General features: G+C 49.4%; 14 protein-coding genes. 2 read left to right on the top strand and 12 right to left on the bottom strand.

The genetic code is table 11. The features are described 5' to 3' along the window. Positions 1 to 87: 87 nt before the first annotated feature. The 4 genes from LCM29_RS10075 to LCM29_RS10090 all read right to left on the bottom strand — a co-directional run bounded on the left by LCM29_RS10075 (position 88) and on the right by LCM29_RS10090 (position 2,944). Entirely contained in the window at positions 88 to 366 is a 279-nt protein-coding gene (locus LCM29_RS10075; RefSeq protein WP_224862465.1) for a DUF5327 family protein, read from the bottom strand. A gap of 62 nt (positions 367 to 428) precedes the next feature. Beyond that, entirely contained in the window at positions 429 to 1,715 is a 1,287-nt protein-coding gene (locus tag LCM29_RS10080) for a DUF2252 domain-containing protein (protein ID WP_224862467.1), read from the bottom strand. Positions 1,716 to 1,728: 13 nt separating this feature from the next. Beyond that, a complete protein-coding gene (msrA, locus tag LCM29_RS10085; protein ID WP_214784988.1) occupies positions 1,729 to 2,679 on the bottom strand; it encodes a peptide-methionine (S)-S-oxide reductase MsrA in 951 nt (316 codons plus the stop codon). Positions 2,680 to 2,761: 82 nt separating this feature from the next. After that, positions 2,762 to 2,944, bottom strand: a complete 183-nt coding sequence (locus tag LCM29_RS10090) for a hypothetical protein (protein WP_031422036.1) — start codon at positions 2,942 to 2,944, stop codon at positions 2,762 to 2,764. 225 nt (positions 2,945 to 3,169) lie between these two features. On the opposite strand from LCM29_RS10090, the gene LCM29_RS10095 reads away from it, so the two are divergent. Together LCM29_RS10095 and LCM29_RS10100 are read left to right on the top strand one after the other, a co-directional pair. Then, positions 3,170 to 4,246 (top strand): diguanylate cyclase, encoded by a 1,077-nt coding sequence (locus LCM29_RS10095; RefSeq protein ID WP_224862470.1) that lies wholly within the window; start codon positions 3,170 to 3,172, stop codon positions 4,244 to 4,246. A gap of 128 nt (positions 4,247 to 4,374) precedes the next feature. After that, on the top strand, positions 4,375 to 4,899 hold the full coding sequence (locus LCM29_RS10100; protein ID WP_214875030.1) for a hypothetical protein: 525 nt from the start codon (positions 4,375 to 4,377) through the stop codon (positions 4,897 to 4,899). 261 nt (positions 4,900 to 5,160) lie between these two features. On the opposite strand, the gene cydC is transcribed toward LCM29_RS10100, so the two are convergent. From cydC to arcA, 8 genes are all read right to left on the bottom strand, one after another. Then, positions 5,161 to 6,876: a thiol reductant ABC exporter subunit CydC gene (gene cydC / locus LCM29_RS10105; protein WP_224862474.1), complete on the bottom strand. Its 1,716-nt coding sequence runs from the start codon at positions 6,874 to 6,876 to the stop codon at positions 5,161 to 5,163. Next, the gene (cydD, locus tag LCM29_RS10110) at positions 6,873 to 8,597 is read right to left on the bottom strand and encodes a thiol reductant ABC exporter subunit CydD (protein ID WP_224862477.1); all 1,725 of its coding nucleotides are present in this window, start codon (positions 8,595 to 8,597) and stop codon (positions 6,873 to 6,875) included. The genes cydC and cydD overlap by 4 nt, the downstream gene beginning before the upstream one ends. Positions 8,598 to 8,719: 122 nt before the next feature. Continuing rightward, complete coding sequence (locus LCM29_RS10115) at positions 8,720 to 9,409, bottom strand: Crp/Fnr family transcriptional regulator (protein WP_224862479.1); 690 nt, start codon at positions 9,407 to 9,409, stop codon at positions 8,720 to 8,722. Between the two features lie 113 nt (positions 9,410 to 9,522). Continuing rightward, on the bottom strand, positions 9,523 to 11,865 hold the full coding sequence (locus LCM29_RS10120; protein ID WP_263600797.1) for a TIM-barrel domain-containing protein: 2,343 nt from the start codon (positions 11,863 to 11,865) through the stop codon (positions 9,523 to 9,525). Positions 11,866 to 12,026: 161 nt separating this feature from the next. Further along, a complete protein-coding gene (gene arcC / locus LCM29_RS10125; protein WP_224862483.1) occupies positions 12,027 to 12,989 on the bottom strand; it encodes a carbamate kinase in 963 nt (320 codons plus the stop codon). Between the two features lie 14 nt (positions 12,990 to 13,003). Then, positions 13,004 to 14,479: an arginine-ornithine antiporter gene (gene arcD / locus LCM29_RS10130; RefSeq protein ID WP_224862485.1), complete on the bottom strand. Its 1,476-nt coding sequence runs from the start codon at positions 14,477 to 14,479 to the stop codon at positions 13,004 to 13,006. A gap of 54 nt (positions 14,480 to 14,533) precedes the next feature. Then, positions 14,534 to 15,562, bottom strand: a complete 1,029-nt coding sequence (gene argF / locus LCM29_RS10135; RefSeq protein ID WP_224862487.1) for an ornithine carbamoyltransferase — start codon at positions 15,560 to 15,562, stop codon at positions 14,534 to 14,536. Positions 15,563 to 15,583: 21 nt separating this feature from the next. After that, entirely contained in the window at positions 15,584 to 16,813 is a 1,230-nt protein-coding gene (gene arcA / locus LCM29_RS10140; protein WP_214745087.1) for an arginine deiminase, read from the bottom strand. Between the last annotated feature and the right edge of the window lie 67 nt (positions 16,814 to 16,880).

A 16,880-nucleotide genomic window follows, 5' to 3' on the forward strand; every position in this document is an offset into this window, starting at 1 on the left:
TCATTTCTTACACTCATTATACCCCCTATGGTATTTAAGTCAATGAATGTGAATCCACAAAAAAACCACATGTGTATCACATGTGGTTCAAAAATCGAGCAATGAATCGGATTTGGGTGGTTCGTCTTCTTCCATAGGAATCCCGAGAAAAGCGGCCATCTGACGATCAAGCGGAGGTTTTCCCTCACTCGGCGGTGTCGTCATTTGTTGCGCGCTGACAGGTTTCCCTTCAGACGTCTCCGCTAATAGTAGTTCGCAAAAGCCCATCAACTTGGCCAAATGACGCTTTTGTACTTCGCCCGTCGACGACTCAATTTGTGTCATCACCTGACGCATCTGGGCGATGACTTGTTGTTCTGTAATCATGATCCTTACACATCCTTTACGCTTCCATTGTGCAGGATTTCCCCTTCGATTCGCAAGTGTCCTCAACGTTTCCTTGATTCGACCCAGTTCAAAAAGGCATCGTAATCAAAGCGAACTTGATTTGCATAAAAATTGGCCCATCTCGACAACTGCCGAATGAATAACGATGGGGAGTCCCCGATTGCCGCCGCAATTCGTTCACTCGCCGTATAATCTAGCACGTTAGACGTCGCATCGGCCCGTGCGTGAATTTTCGCTGTGATTTGTGCTTGCACCTTCAACGTCTCAATGAGTGACGTCTCGTCTTTCATATGCTTCGCCTTCACTTTTCGTTTGTACGGCGAACGCTGCCTGACATAGTACTCTTTCCCATCAATCGTCAAATAGCCGAGATAAGGGTCACGACTGTGAACCATTGCCCGCTGCGCAGCAACGACACGCGCCCCTTGGTGCGACAATCCATTCTCAAATAGCGGATGCGTCGGCAGAAATAGCGACGGAACGGCCGACTGTGCCTGTTTCATCTCTAAAATGACATCTTCATCGTGCTCTTTGTCGGCCCCTTCAATCAAAATGTAATAACGCTCTAGACCGATGGAGGCCGTGCCGCTTTGCAGCTTGATGGCGATGTCTTTGATTTCATAATGATCGGCGTGATGTCGATGCTCATCCGACAAGGAAGATAAATAATCTCCCCAACCCGCCTCGATTTTATCTCGTACTTCAGGCGAAACGGAAAGCAAGTCGTCACTTGTTGAAAAGTAACGTTCCTCGTCCCGTACTTCCGTCCGTTCGGACATAAATTCGTCTTTCTTCTTCTCCGCTTTTTTAATGACTTTCTTCACGGCTTTACACGTATTCTCTTTTGTAAATTGAATATGTTCACTTTTCCCTTTCGCATGCTTCTCAATCGCCTCCGCATACGAGCGTGCAAATGCCTCGATGGCCGCTTTGCCGTCAAACCCTGATTCGGCCGCGAATAAATCGACAGAGACTGCCATCCGCAACAAGTCGAACAGATAGGAACCGATATACGCCTCGTCAAAGTCGTTTACGTCGTAAATGATTGTACCAGCCCCATCCTCGAACACACCAAAATTCTCAAAGTGCAAGTCTCCTTGAATGAACGTCGGGTGGTCGGGACCTGTGTCAAACGCGATGGGGACTTTCGCAAAGTCGTAATAGAACAAGTGTGAGCTCCCTCGAAAGAACGAGAACGGGCTCGAACTCATTTTGGCGTACTTCTCTTGTCTCGCTTCTTCCGAAAGATGTCGAATCGACTGGTCGTAAAAATCAAGGACGGTCCCAATCGTTTCGCACCGAATTTGTTGTTTGACGGCTGTGAACATACGACTCTCCCCTTCACTTGTTGAATAAGTGTTTATATTCCCCGTACCCAGCTTCTTCAAGCTCTTCTACAGGAATGAATCGGAGAGCGGCCGAGTTGATGCAATAGCGTAAACCACCGAGTTCTTTCGGTCCATCATCAAAGACGTGACCGAGGTGACTGTCACCTTGTTTTGAACGGACTTCTGTCCGGACCATGTGGTGCGTCGTGTCCATGTTCAAGTCGACCCGTTTCTCCTCGATTGGACGCGAGAAGCTCGGCCATCCACAGTTTGACTGGAACTTATCGTGAGACGTGAACAGTGGCGTTCCATCAACGATGTCGACGTATAATCCTTCACGTTCTTCGTCCCAGTATTCGTTTTTAAACGGCGGCTCTGTTCCGTTTTCTTGTGTGACTTTATATTGCATCGGCGTCAAGCGCTCACGGAGTGCCTGTTGCTTCTTCCGATCACTCCATGCTTCTTTTACGAATTTCGCTCGACCCGAGCCGACCCGGTACATTTCGTAGCGGAACGGATTCTTTTTATAGTAGTCCTGGTGGTAATCTTCCGCTTCCCAGAACGTTTTCGCAGGGCGAATGTCGACTTCAATCGGACGATCAAACCGTCCTGAGTCTTCTACTTCTTGTTTCGAGCGCTCCGCTGCGTCCCGTTGTTCTTCTGAATGATAGAAAATTGCCGGACGATACGATTCGCCTCGATCATTAAATTGTCCACCGCCGTCTGTCGGGTCGATTTGACGCCAATAGATGCGAAGCAACTCCTCATACGAGATGACCTCAGGATCGAACGTGATTTCGACCGCCTCTAAATGTCCCGTCGTCTCTGAACAGACTTGTTGATACGTCGGGTTGTCGACATGTCCTCCCGTGTAGCCGGAAATGACACGTTCGACCCCCTCATATTTATGAAACGGTTTGACCATGCACCAAAAACAGCCTCCCGCAAATGTAGCTTTTGCCATAAAAAATCCCTCCTTACTTTGTAGTGTACCCAAAAAAGTCGCAAGACAACAAAAAACGAGAACCACAAAATGTGTTCTCGTTTTAGTCTTCTTCGACTTGGTTCACATGACGCATCACTAAAAATAAGATGACTCCTACAATCGCAGCCCCTAAAAGCGTCAACACCATGTTATCTCTAGCCGATAAAGTATAAAAGATCGCTAATCCAATCAAAATGAGCGCAATCGGAATAAACGCTCGCTTAAAATGATCCCAGTAACGCACGGACAGTCCTCCTTTTCTCTTATCATACCAAACTTTCGATTTTCGATAACGAAAGTTCTAAAAGTTGAAACATGTCTGTGAAACCGAAAAGGAATGATTGGAGTTGGACTTGAATTCTAAATCAGAAGAACTTATATTTTTGGTCGCAGGTTAATCCTACCTGTTTCCGACAAGATGATTTATACTATAACTAAATATTTCCATACAGGGTAAGGGGGAGCTTCGATGCTCGCAATCGTTAACGCATTCTTTATCAACCTGTGTATCTTGTTCACGCTCTTCACGATTTCCTTTTTACCGTTCCGCAACCGCCCTCGTTTGACACCGCAATCCCCTTTAAAAGGGCGAGTTTTACTCGGTGTGCAAACCGGCTTGATTGCTATCCTGCTTTTAGTAAACGCCTTACCTCTTGAAGGGGTGCTCATTGATTTACGCGCCATCCCGATTATACTCGCTGTCCTATACGGAGGTTGGGTGAGCGGAACGGTCGCCGGTATCGTTTATCTGATTGGACGTACTTTCGTCGTATGGTATACAGATGGCGCAATGATTGGACTGTATTTAGCATTTGCGACAATGTTCGTTCTCGTAGGGACCATCAGTATCCTTAGAAAACGAATGGATAATACACGTCCGACACTAATTGTATTCACTATAATCAACATCGTCATCTTTGGGGCAGCCATCTATGCCGCGCTACCTCTCAATCTGTTCTATCCCGTCATAATCATCTACTCGTTAATGTCTTATATAGGAGCCTGTGCTGCCTATCGATTATTGCTCGAATTACGCCGTCACTTTGAGAACGTCCAACATCAACAACAGCTTGCGCGTACTGATGCGCTCACCGGAATTGCCAACCGTCGTTTGTTGAATGAAGCGATGGCTAACTTGACGGTCGAGGCAGAAGAATATGCGTTAATCTTAGTCGATATTGATCACTTCAAGCGGGTGAATGACACGTATGGGCACGACGTCGGCGATGACGTGTTACGTGAACTCGGTATGCTTCTCGTCAACGAAAGTGAAGAACGGCATCTGGTCGGTCGCTTCGGTGGAGAAGAATTTTTAATCGTCATGCCTCACGCTACGCGGGATGAAGTGTCTCGCCTCGCAGAATCTATCCGAGAAAAGGTTTCGACGTTCCCGTTTGAAACGAGCGCAGGTACGCTACACATCACCGTTTCGCTGGGAGCCTGCCATTCGAACGACATTGAAATCGATAGTGTGTTGAAGCACGCAGACGAAGCGTTATATCACGCAAAAGAGTCTGGACGAAATCGATTCATCCTCGCTTCTTAAAGGATTGAACACTTCACACTTGAGCATGTTTTCTCGCTTTACTTTCTCGAAACGAATCGTTAAACTAGGCTAGACTTTGGTTCAGGTTGGTACATCAGGATTTATTCAGAAAAGGGGAAACATCGTTCATGTCAGTTTTGTTATCTTTGTTTGGAATTATGTTTATCAGCTCGTTCGCGATTGACTATAAACGTGGGAAGACGCTTCAACAATCGGCACTCGGGGGAATTCGTTCGATTCAACAAAACTTATGGATCTTTTTCCGTACGTCGCTCTCGATGATGATTGTCATCGGCCCACTCTTACTCATTTCAGGATTCGTATTCTCAGATTTAGTGGCATTTAACACCGTCCCCTCATTCTTGATTGCCGTGCTCAGTATCGGTTTTGCTGAACGGATTATCGGAATGACCGTCGCACCACTGATTCGTACGTTTTGGCATCAGCGGGGTCGTCTCATGCCACTTTATTTAGACGCTGCTCTTTACGTATTCTTGCTATCGATTCTCGTCTTAGAGTTTTTGATGAACATTCCTGGGATCGACCTCCAGTCACCGTTCATCGCGCTATTTTATGCGTTCGCGCTCTTCTTCACGAGATACTTGTTCAGTCTCATTCGATTCACGGTTCAAAAAGGCGTGGCCTCGAACTAATTCGAGATCCTATCCATACGTGTTCGCACGTATGGATATTTTTTTCGCAATTCTCATTGACAATGAGAATCGTTATCAACTATACTCTAGATGTAGCTTCCTAAAAGCTTGACGTGCACGTTCCCCAAACACATCACGTCACGTGGATTCCCCTCCACGACACTCTTTTTGAAAGCATTGCTGCGACAACCCCCATTTGTTGCACCCATATTTGCCAAAAACAAGACGAGCAGCCCACCGACGGGGCTGCTCGTCTTTTTGTTATGCGAACACTTCTTGTTCGATTTGTTTCAATTCGTAAAACATACCACGTTTCATCATCAATTCCTCATAAGATCCAGTTTCGACGATTCGTCCAGCTTCCATCACGATGATTTGGTCAAAGGCTTCGAGTCCCGTCAAGCGGTGACTGACAAGGATTAGCGTCCCTGATCCTGCTTGATGCAACAGTTCAGAAAAGACATGCGCTTCCGTTCCTGCATCAAGCGCAGAAGTAGGTTCATCAAGCAACCAGATCAGCCCGTTTTTAAGAAGGGCTCGCGCAATCGCTAACCGTTGACGTTCCCCACCTGACAAGTTCGCCCCTTTTTCAAGGACCGGCTCATCGAGTGAAAACGATAAACGGACACGTTCGAGCGCCACAAGCATCTCCTCATCGGTAAAGTCACCGGCTAGTGCCAGGTTCTCCCGTACGGTCCCGTAAAAGAAGTGATTGTCTTGCAAGACGACACTCGCATGTTGCCAGATCGAAGTCTGTTTCATGTCATTCAAGTTGTCTTGATCGAGTCGGATCGTCCCGTCTTCTGTCCGGACAAATGCCAACAACAGTTGGAGCAACGTCGACTTCCCGGAGCCGCTCGGTCCGACGATGACCGTCTTCGAACCACTCGGGATGTGTAACGACACATCGTCAATCACGTCCCGATACGTATCCGGATAGCGATAGCGAACATGCTCAAATGAGATGGATGGCGATGCCGTGAACGTCACATCCTGACGTTTCGCTTCGAGCGCCTCAATCGTTTCGCTCGGCTCCATCACTTCAAACAATCGATCAGCGGCTTGTTTGCTGTCTGCAAAGTGTCCCGGGAACACAGCCATCGGTGTCGTGTTCTCAAACGCTGTGAGCGACATCATGATAAGCATCGCCAAGAAGAGCCCGTTCAAATCTCCATCTACGACTTGATAGGCACCGATTGCCAAGACGCCCCATGAAACGAGTAAAGAGGCGGCGACGACGAGCGCGGAGTTGAAAAATTGGTTCGTCGTATCTTTCCGCTCCGCTTCCATGTAGCGTTCGCTACGCGCATAGACGGCTTGCTTCGTACGATCGAGTTGATGATGTAGTTTTAAATCTCGATATCCGTACATCATCTCGGTCAACTGAATCGATACATCCCCGCGCAATGCACGAATCGTCTCGTCATGACGAGCGCGAATCCGAGCAAATCCGAGTGGGATCAAAAATCCGGTGACGAGCACACCGAGTAAGATCCATAGACTGACCGCGAACGAGAAGAATGTCACAAAGAAGATCGTACTCAAGAACACGAGCACGAGTATGATCGGCGGATAGAATACGCGAAGAAAATAGTTTTGTAGGCTCTCCACATCTCCGACGACACGTGCAAGCAAATCCCCACTCCGATATTTCGCAAAAATCGATGGGACGAGCGGTTCAAGTTGTCGATAAAAGCGGACACGTAGCTCGCTTAATATTGTAAACGTCGCCCGGTGTGACGCGAGGCGCTCCCGATAACGACTTCCTGCCCGAATGACCCCGAATAGTTTGATGAGAACGACGGGTACCATGAGCGCATACAGTGGTGGAACAAGCCCCGCCCTTGAGACGAGGTATCCGCTTGCTGCAAACAGGGCGACCGCCGCAATCCCAGCTGCATATCCAAAGAAGATGGAGAGAAGGATATCTCTCTTCTCGCGCATCATCCATTTTGTAATCGTCCAAAGCGAGTTCATCGGCTCACCCTTTTCTGAAGCGCAAACAGTTCCGCATACTCCGGGACGGCGAGCAACGCGTCATGTGTTCCTTCGGCAATCCGTTGTCCGTCCTCCATAAACCAGATGGTATCCGCCTCTTTGATTGTATGCAGGCGATGAGCCACCGTGATCAACGTTGCCTCTTTCGACAACTCAGCAATCGAACGTCTCACAATCTGCTCGGTCTTCAAATCGAGACCGGTCGTCGGCTCATCGAATAAGAGGATACCAGGTCGTTTAAAGAAGGCACGGGCGAGTGCGAGACGTTGTCGTTCTCCACCCGATAGACCAAATCCACCTTCTCCAAGCTCCGTCCAGATCCCGTTCGGTAATTGATCGATCACCTCAGACAGTCCTGCCGCATCGGCTGCTTCCCGTAACGCAAGCTCATCGGCTTCTTCGCCTAAGGCGATGTTATCGGCAAGTGTGCCGGCGAATAGATAAGGGTTTTGTGAGATATAGGCAATATTTCCGTACCAGGCAGACTCGTCAAACGACTGAAGAGGTTCACCATCCACGAGGACACGTCCCGATTTCACCTGTAGCAGTCCGGAGATGACATTCAGTACTGTCGTCTTCCCGGAACCACTCGCACCGACCAAGGCCAGGTGAGTGCCGGACGGAATCCTACCGCTCAACGGTTTAAGCGCAAAGCGTCCGCCTGCATATTCGAAGGAGACGTCTTCGAGTTCAAGGTTTGGTGTTCGTGAACCAAGTGACTTCGTTCCCCATTCGATGCGGTCATCGGGGGCGTCTAATACCTCAAAGATTCGGTCGGCCGCACCCATACTTCCACGTCCCGTATGGAAGGCACTTCCTAAATCTTTAATCGCCAAATAATACTCTGGCGCTAACACGAGAATCAAAAAGCCAGAGAAGAACGTGAGGTTCTGCCACACGACCATCTGTAAGGCGACTTCTAACGCGACGACTCCGGTACTGAGCATCGAGATGAACTCGAGCATAAGTCCTGATAAGAACGCCGTCTTCAAAACGACCATCGTCGCATCCCGAAAGTCGAGACTACTCTTCTCAATCGCCTTCGCTTCTTGCTCCGTGCGATTGTAAAGCTTGAGCGTCGTCAATCCTTGTAAGACATCTAAAAACTTACCGGAAAACTGATTCATCTTCTCCATCTGTTCTTCTGATTTTTTCTGAGTCGCAATCCCGATGATGATGAAGAACAGCGGAATGAACGGTGCCGTGACCATCATGATGACTCCTGAAATCCAGTGTTGGCTGAAGACGACGACCAAAATGAGGAGCGGGATGATCGACGTTTGGATGACTTGCGGCCAATATTGACTGAAGTAGGCGTCCACCTCGTCGACAGCATCCATGAACACACTGACCTTTTTACCTGATTGTCCTGTCAAAGATGACTCGACCGGACTCGTGGCGTACCGCTCCAACAGTTGAAGGCGTAACGTCTGTTTCGCCTTTTCGGATAAACTCGCACCGATGCGTCCCGACACGTATCCAAAAAGCGCTCGTGCCAGTAAAGCAACGACGAGCCATAGTAAAGCCGGAAGGATGGCTTCGAATGATTCATCCTTTAAAAAGATTCGGTCGACGATGTCGACGATTAAATACGCTTGCGCCAAAATCGATAGTCCAATCATGACCGCGGATAACACGAGTCCGATGATGTGACCCCTTTCGGCGAAAGCAAGGGCTTGCAGTCGTTTCACTGCATTCATCCTTTCTCTATTTACAATTCCATTGCTTTGTGAGATTCATCACTAATTATACAATATGCCACGTTTTGAAGCGAACGCCCCGCTCGTTCGAACATGTAAAAGACGCCCTCATCCGAGTGGCGTCAGTCGATGTCTTGTTCAAAATATTCGGGGTGACCGATGACAAGTTGATGGGCGTCGATGCGAAGCACATCTTCTTTTCGAAGCTTCGCTAAAATCGTCGAAACCGTCTCCCGGGACGTACCGGACAGACGAGAAAGTTCGATTGCGGTGAATGGGCATCGGACGCGAACACCTTGTTCGTCCGGTTCCCCTAAATCTTCAATTAAGAAATGGAGCGTATTGATGACACGCTCTTTCGCACTCGGCGTGATGATTTCTTGGACACGCCTTTCATGCAAATCAAGAATACGATTCATCTGGCCAATGATATAGAGCAGCATGCTCGACTGCGTGGACACGAACCGCTCAAAGCGATCTGTCGGGATGTAGATGACCTCAATATCCGTCACCGCTTCAGCCGTATGACGATAGTCTTCCCCTGTGAATAAACCGTTGTATGGGAAAAATTGTTTCGGTTTCACGTAATCGGCGTAATGATGGGTCGCATTCTCGTTCATCCGCTCGAGTTTGATATAACCGTTCATCAAGAAATACACACGCTCGCGCGGATCCCCTTCCATGAACAATAGTTGTCCTTTCCGATACGTCCGGCAATAGACGTGCGGAATCAACTGTTCAAGTGCTCGACTTGGACATGTCGCAAACAGCGTCAACTGCCGTAAATCGTCAATCGTCCACATGTGTCGCATGTTCATCCCCTCATTTCTATTCTTCTATCTTCAGTATAGTGGGATTTTTATTGAAAGCGCTTTCTAAATCCGACAGTTTTCTGACATGACAAAAGGGGGTCTCCCCCCCTTTTTTAGTCCAACATCAGTTCCAATAGGGCGTCCTGTAAATCACGATCGAGCTCTAACGCATGGAGGTCAAACAACCATGCCTCGAGAAGTGTCTTCGTGGTCGCCATCTGATATAAACGATCTTTTAAGTCATAAGCGATTTCGGCGCGATCTAAGAAGCGATAGAGACGGTCGAGTCGATGTGCGTTTTGTGTCAGATCGACCGGAAGCGTCACGGTCTGCTCCCGTTTCCATTCACCGAGTGGGATGTGTAACGTCTGCGTCTCCGCATCATAGTCCCCTTCTCCGACGACCCCGCGGACAAGAATCGTCAACGTCCGATTCGCCGGGACGAGTGTCAAATCACCTGACGTCTCGATGTGAAGCGTACGCGTTTCCCAATCGAGCGTGAACGTCGTTTCGAGTGACGCCCCCGTCTCATAATCACGGCTTTCCCCATCATCTTCGTACATCGTGAACGTGTTCGAGGCACCTGGAAAGACGAGTACTTCTAGCTCGCTCGGGTTCCCTGTTTCGTTCGTATGCGGTTCATGCGGCATCATTGGAATGATGGCACCCGCTTTGGCGAAGACCGGTTGCCCTTCGAGTCCACGGAACACACGAATCGACTTGTCGCCTTCATAACGATGACCCGTGAAGAAATCGAACCATTGCCCTTTCGGCAACCACACGTTCGCACCCGCGACATGAAGCTGTCGGTCCATCGGTGTGACAATCGGGGAGACGATGAGTTCACTTCCAAAATAAAACTGATTCGGCACCTGATAAGCCGCTTCATCATCGGGATGTTCGATATACATCGGTAACACGAGTGGCAATGCTTCGGCATGATTCCGATAGTTCATCGTATACAAATAAGGGATGAGCTGATGACGCAGGCGTAAGAATCGCTTCATCGACTGTTCGGCTTCGATTCCGAAACGCCAAGGCTCTTTTCCGTTGAACGTGCTGAACGTCGAGTGGAGACGCATGATTGGACTGAACACTCCGTATGCGACCCAACGCGCCGCGAGCTCATCGTCTTTTTTACCACGATGATGCCCTCCGATGTCATGACTCCACCATCCATAACCAATGTTCGTCGCTGTTGCCGTGAAATACGGCTGGAATGCGAGCGATGCCCACGAGATGATCGTGTCCCCTGAGAAGCCGACCGGGTAACGGTGGCTCCCTGGTCCTGCGTAACGAGAAAAAATGAGGGGGCGTTTGCCGTCACGAGCGATGTCGATGGCGTGATAATGATTCAACATCCATAACGGATCGAGTCCTTCCATCTTTGACGTCGACCCTTGTTGCCAGTCGATCCACCAAAAATCAACGCCATCCGCTTCATGCGGGTGATGCATCTGTTCGAAATACGCTTGAATGAATCGCTTGTCCGAAAAATCGAAAGGGATTCGGTCACCCGATTCCGGATCGACGCCCATCGCCTCAGCCATCGCCGCATACTGGTCTTCAAACGCACGGACCCCGTCGGCGGGGTGCAGGTTCAATGTCACCATCATCCCTTCATCTTTTAACCATTTGAGGAATCGCTTCGGTTCAGGGAATAAGTTTTTATTCCACGAATAGCCCGTCCAGCCACTCCCATACTCTTCCGGGATATCTGTCACGTGCCAGTCCATATCGATAACGCTGACCGAGAACGGGACGTCTTCGGATTTGAAGCGGCGCATCAACGCCTTATACTCTTTTTCGTCGTATCGCCAGTAGCGACTCCACCAGTTTCCGAGCGCTTTACGAGGAAGCATCGGCGTCGGGCCCGTCAACGTGTAAAAATCTCGAAGTGCCTGTTTATAGTCATGGCCATATCCGAAGTAGTAAATATCATGAATTCCTTTTCGTCTCGGCTCGACGAAGCGATCATCCGTCATCAAAAACGAGGACGAATCATCAATGATCGCATACCCTTGCTTAGAGAGAATCCCTTCTTCTAACTCCGTCGCCCCGTCCACATGGTCGAGCGTCCGCGCCGTCCCTTTCAGTGTCCGCTCTGGACCGTTGAACATGTAGCGGCTGTAATACGTACTGAAGTTCCCTTTCACGTCCACATAGAGCGTGTTCGGTGCGAACGGTCCTTTCGTATAGTATAAGTGAACGTGTTCCGTGATGATTTGGAGCTCTGCCTCATCTTCGATCACTCGGAATTGTGGAACGTCAAATTCTCGATTCCACGCCACTTGGGTGGCACGGTCTTCAAAAATCCCGTCCTCCGCGTACTCCATCCGAATCAACTGACTCGTCAATACGGTGAAACGATAACAGCTTCCTTGCACGATTGCCTCTTCTCTTGCTTTTGGTCTCATCCACGACTGATATACATGATTTTCTTCGAATAGGCGCATACACTCGAGCGTTTCCGCTCTCCGTCACTTCCTTCCTGAAATTAGTGCAAACGTTTACACTGAATATGATAGCAATCTCATTTTTGGCATACAACATTCCTTCCCCTTGAATCGGGACAGAAAACAAAAAGTCGCAAACGTTTCACGTTTGCGACACATTCTTATTGTTGGAGGGATGGAGCCAAACGGACACGTGTTCCGGCATCCCCATAAATGGCAGCTAGCGCCTGATCGAGTGACGTGATGATGGCGACCCGGTTCGTGCCGGATTCTGCGAACTGCAGTGCCGCTCTTACTTTTGGTAACATGCTGCCTGGAGCGAACTGTCCTTCGGCGATATACGCCTCCATCTGTTCCTTTGAGGTCTCCTGGAGCGCCATCTCGTCTGGCTTCCCGAAGTTGACATACACATGTTCGACCGCAGTCAGAATGAGCAATACGTCTGCGTTGACGAGGTCCGCGAGTTTCGCAGCCGCAAAGTCTTTATCGATGACCGCCTCGATTCCGACATACCCTTCAGTCGTCTCCATGACCGGAATACCACCGCCACCGGAAGCGACGACGATGTGCCCCGCTTCAACGAGCGTTCGGATGACGGCGTGTTCCGCGATTTTCATCGGGACCGGGCTCGGGACGACACGACGGTATCCACGACCTGCATCTTCTTTGAATACGTAACCTGTCGTCCGTTCGAGATGGAGCGCCTCTTCTTCCGTATAAAACGGACCGATTGGCTTCGAAGGATGATGAAACGCACTATCATTCGGATCGACCACGCTTCGTGTGACGAGAGAAGCCACATCTCGTTCAAGACCGCGCGCACGCAGTGCTTTCGTCAGCGCATTTTCAAACCAGTATCCAATCATTCCTTGCGTCATCGCACCACATACATCAAGGGGCATCGCCGGCGTAGCCGAACTGTCTGATGCGGCTTGTTGTAACATTAAATTTCCGACTTGCGGACCGTTCCCGTGTGTGATGATGACGTCGACCCCTTCTGCAATCAGTGCTGCGAGAGATTCCGCCGTCGCTTCGACCGCTCGCATTTGTGCTTCCGCTGTCGCATCTTTTCCTTGTTGAATCGCATTTCCGCCTAAGGCGATGACCACACGTTTTTTCTCCATATCGATACCCCCGATCAGATGACTGAGATATTACCAGATAGTATGCGTACGACTGCGAAAATGGCGAGTGCGGTCAACACTCCGGCGACCAACCATTCCGTTTTGTTGAGTGACTTGATGCCATTTTCACGTTGCGCTTTCATGTAGAGAAGTGTTCCTGGTGCATATAGAAGGGTCGTGAGCAGTAAATAATCAATCCCTGCCGCATAGATGAGCCACAATCCGTAAATGGAAGCGACCAATCCGATCGTCAAATCGCGTGTTCTCCGTTCACCGGCGCTATAACCGATTCCATTTTTCGATACCTTCACTTGGTAAAATGCCGAAAATACATACGGGATCAAAATGGCACTTGAAGCGAGGGAGAACGCAAAATTATAGGCGGCATCTGAAATCAAGAAGGTGAAGAGGAAGAGCTGGATCAACCCGTTTGTTAACCAAAGTGCGTTGACAGGTGCCTGATTTTTATTCTCTTTCGTGAACCATTTCGGGAACACGCCGTCTTTCGCAGCAACGAACGGAATCTCAGCCGCGAGAAGCGTCCAACCGAGCCATGCCCCGAGTACGGAGATGACGAGTCCACCGTTGATGAGCATCGCGCCCCAAGGACCGACTGCCGACTCGAGCAAGTAAGCCATCGCCGGTTGCGAGGCGTTCGCTACGTTTTCCGGTGTCATGAGGCCGAGCGACATGATAGAGATGAGCAGATAGATGACGAGTGTCCCGAGTAACCCGATCACGGTTGCCTTTCCGACGTCAGAGCGCTTCCGGGCACGACCCGAGAGAACGACTGCCCCCTCGACGCCGATGAATACCCACAGCGTGACGAGCATCGTCGAGACGACCTGGTCGCGAACACTTCCCCATGAGAAGCCGCCTTGTCCCCAAAAATCGAAGGTGAAGTTTTCGAGATTGAAGAAGAACAACGTAATCGTAATGAATGCAAAAATCGGAACGAGTTTGGCAATCGTGGTGACGATGTTGATCATCGAAGCCTCATGCACCCCACGAAGAATGAGCGTGTGTACGAGCCACAGCATGATGGAAGCTCCGACGATGGAGGCAATATTTTGTCCCCCTTCAAAAATCGGGAAGAAATAGCCGACCGAACTGAACAGCAGTGTGGCATACGCCACGTTTCCGAGCCAGGCAGATAACCAGTATCCCCAGGCCGAGTTGAATCCGACGAACGAACCGAAACCGGCACGGGCATAGCTATAGACACCACCGTCCAAATCAGGGCGGCGCATCGTCAGATTTTGAAAACTGAGACCGAGCGCGATGATCCCGATTCCGGTGATGACCCACCCGATGAGAATGGCACCCGCGTTCGCGCCTTGCGCTAAATCGGCGGCCAAGTTGAAGGCACCACCGCCAATCATCGATCCGACGACAAGTGCCGTTAACGCTCCGAGACCTAATCGCTTGTCTTGCTTGTCAGGATGTACTCCAGCCGAACCACCTGAGTCATGCTCCAACTTCGTAGACATTCTACTCATCCCTTTCGCTTATTTTGAAACGGGAGGGGAAGTCCCCCTCCCCCGTCAACGTTCAAGCCATTCGCGTGTCTCCGTGAGCGTTGCCGCCATTACCGCCTTAATCGTATGCATCCGGTTTTCCGCTTCATCAAATACGAACGAGTGACGACTGCGGAACACCTCATCAGTCACTTCCATTTCGGTCAATCCGTACTGTTCATGAATCGCCCGACCGACCTCTGTCTCTAAGTCGTGGAAGGCGGGGAGGCAGTGTAAAAACATGATGTCCGGGTTGCCGCTCTTTTGAAGCATATCCATGTTCACTTGATATGGTCGCAACAGTTCGATCCGTTCTGCGAAAGCTGTTTCTTCGCCCATCGACACCCATACATCCGTGTAGACGACGTCCGCCTGGTTCATCGCTTCTTCAATGCTCTCCGTCAATGTGATGACGGCGCCTGTTTCAGCAGCAACCGATTTCGCATAATTGACGATTTCATCAGATGGCCAAAGTGATTTCGGTGCGCAAATCCGCATATCCATCCCTACTTTTGCGCCACCGATCAATAGCGTGTTCCCCATGTTGTTCCGGCCGTCGCCGACGTACACGAATTTGATTCCGGCCAATTCTCCTTTTTGTTCTTTCACCGTCAAGAAGTCGGCCAAGATTTGTGTCGGATGATAGAGGTCGGTCAATCCGTTCCAAACCGGCACCCCTGCATCTTTCGCCAGACCTTCGACCGTCTCGTGGGCGAAACCGCGGAATTGAATACCGTCAAACATGCGCCCGAGGACGATGGCCGTATCGCGCACCGACTCTTTCTTCCCGAACTGGATATCATTTTTGCCTAAATACTCAGGATGCATCCCCAAGTCGATGGCAGCGACCGTGAACGCACAACGCGTCCGCGTCGATGGTTTTTCAAAGAGTAAGGCAATGTTTTTGCCTTCACAAATCCGATGTGGGATGCCTTGTTTCTTTTGACGTTTGAATGCAGCAGACAAATCGATCAAATAATTGATTTCTTCACCAGAAAACTCGTTTAACGATAAAAAGTGACGACCTTTCAAATCAAAATTGAACGTTGTAGACATACTGCTTCCTCCTTATCACATTTAGATGTCTTGGCGGATAATCGGACAACTCATGCAACGTGGACCTCCACGTCCGCGCGATAGTTCACTCGACATGATTTCAATCACTTCGACGCCTTCTTTACGGAGCAGTTCATTCGAGACATAGTTTCGGTCATACGTGACCACGACACCCGGTGCGATGGCGAGCGTATTCGATCCATCGTTCCACTGTTCGCGTGCCGCTGCGATTGGGTCGCCGCCTCCACAAGGAATCAACGTCGCTTCCTGTAAGCCGAGGACATCTTTTAACACTTTCAACAAATCGGTATGTTGCGTGATTTGCAATTCACCTTCTGCATTCAATGAAAGTTCGAAAATGTTCATCTTCCCTTCCGGTCCTTGAATGAACGGATGGATGGTGAATTTATCATGGTCGACCATCGTAAAGACGGTATCGAGATGCATGAAGGCACGTGATTTTGGAATTTCGATGGCGATGACTTTTTTGAAGCTGTCTCCATGTTTGAGCAAATTGAGGGCGACGCGCTCGATTCCTTGCGCGGTCGTTCGTTCAGAAATGCCGATGGCGACGACTTCTTTCGATAAGACAAGCTCGTCCCCGCCCTCCATCGCAAATCGATAGTCGCGGTCTGACCAAATCGGAACATCATGTTTCGCAAAGCGAGGGTGATAGCGCATAATATATTGCGTGAAGAGTGATTCACGGCGACGTGCCGGTTCTTTCATTCGGTTGATGGAGAGACCATGACCGATTGCGGCGGCCGGATCTCGTGTGAAATAGAGGTTTGGCATAGGATCTAAAAAGAAGGGGTACGTATCTTCAATCATTTCGTGTAAATGTCGGCGTTTCTCCGGCTTGATTTCCGATTTTCGGATACCGGCCATCACCGTTTCAATCAACATCTCATTATCAAAATCCAGTAAATATTCTTTTAACGTTTCATAAGAGCCGTTGATATTTGATTTCGACTCCGATAAGATATCCGCGACAAACTTTTCGCGCACACCAGGGAGCGACAATGTCTCAGCCATTAATTTTTCGAGATAAAGGACTTCCACACCGCGATTTTGGAGCGCACTCGCAAAATAGTCGTGCTCTTTTTGAATGACCGGCAAATGGGGAATATCATCGAACAAGAGGCGCTCTAAATATTCCGGGGTGAGGTTTTCTAATTCCCTTCCCGGTCGTTTCAGTAGTACCGTTTTTAATTCTCCAATTTCTGAATACACATGAATCGGATGTTTCAGCGTCGTATCTTGTGAAATCGGTTGATTCGTCATTGAGATCATCTCGCTTCCTCCTTGTGATTCGGGT

Source organism: Exiguobacterium aestuarii (genome assembly GCF_020171655.1).
In the GTDB taxonomy this organism is placed as follows: domain Bacteria; phylum Bacillota; class Bacilli; order Exiguobacteriales; family Exiguobacteriaceae; genus Exiguobacterium; species Exiguobacterium aestuarii_A.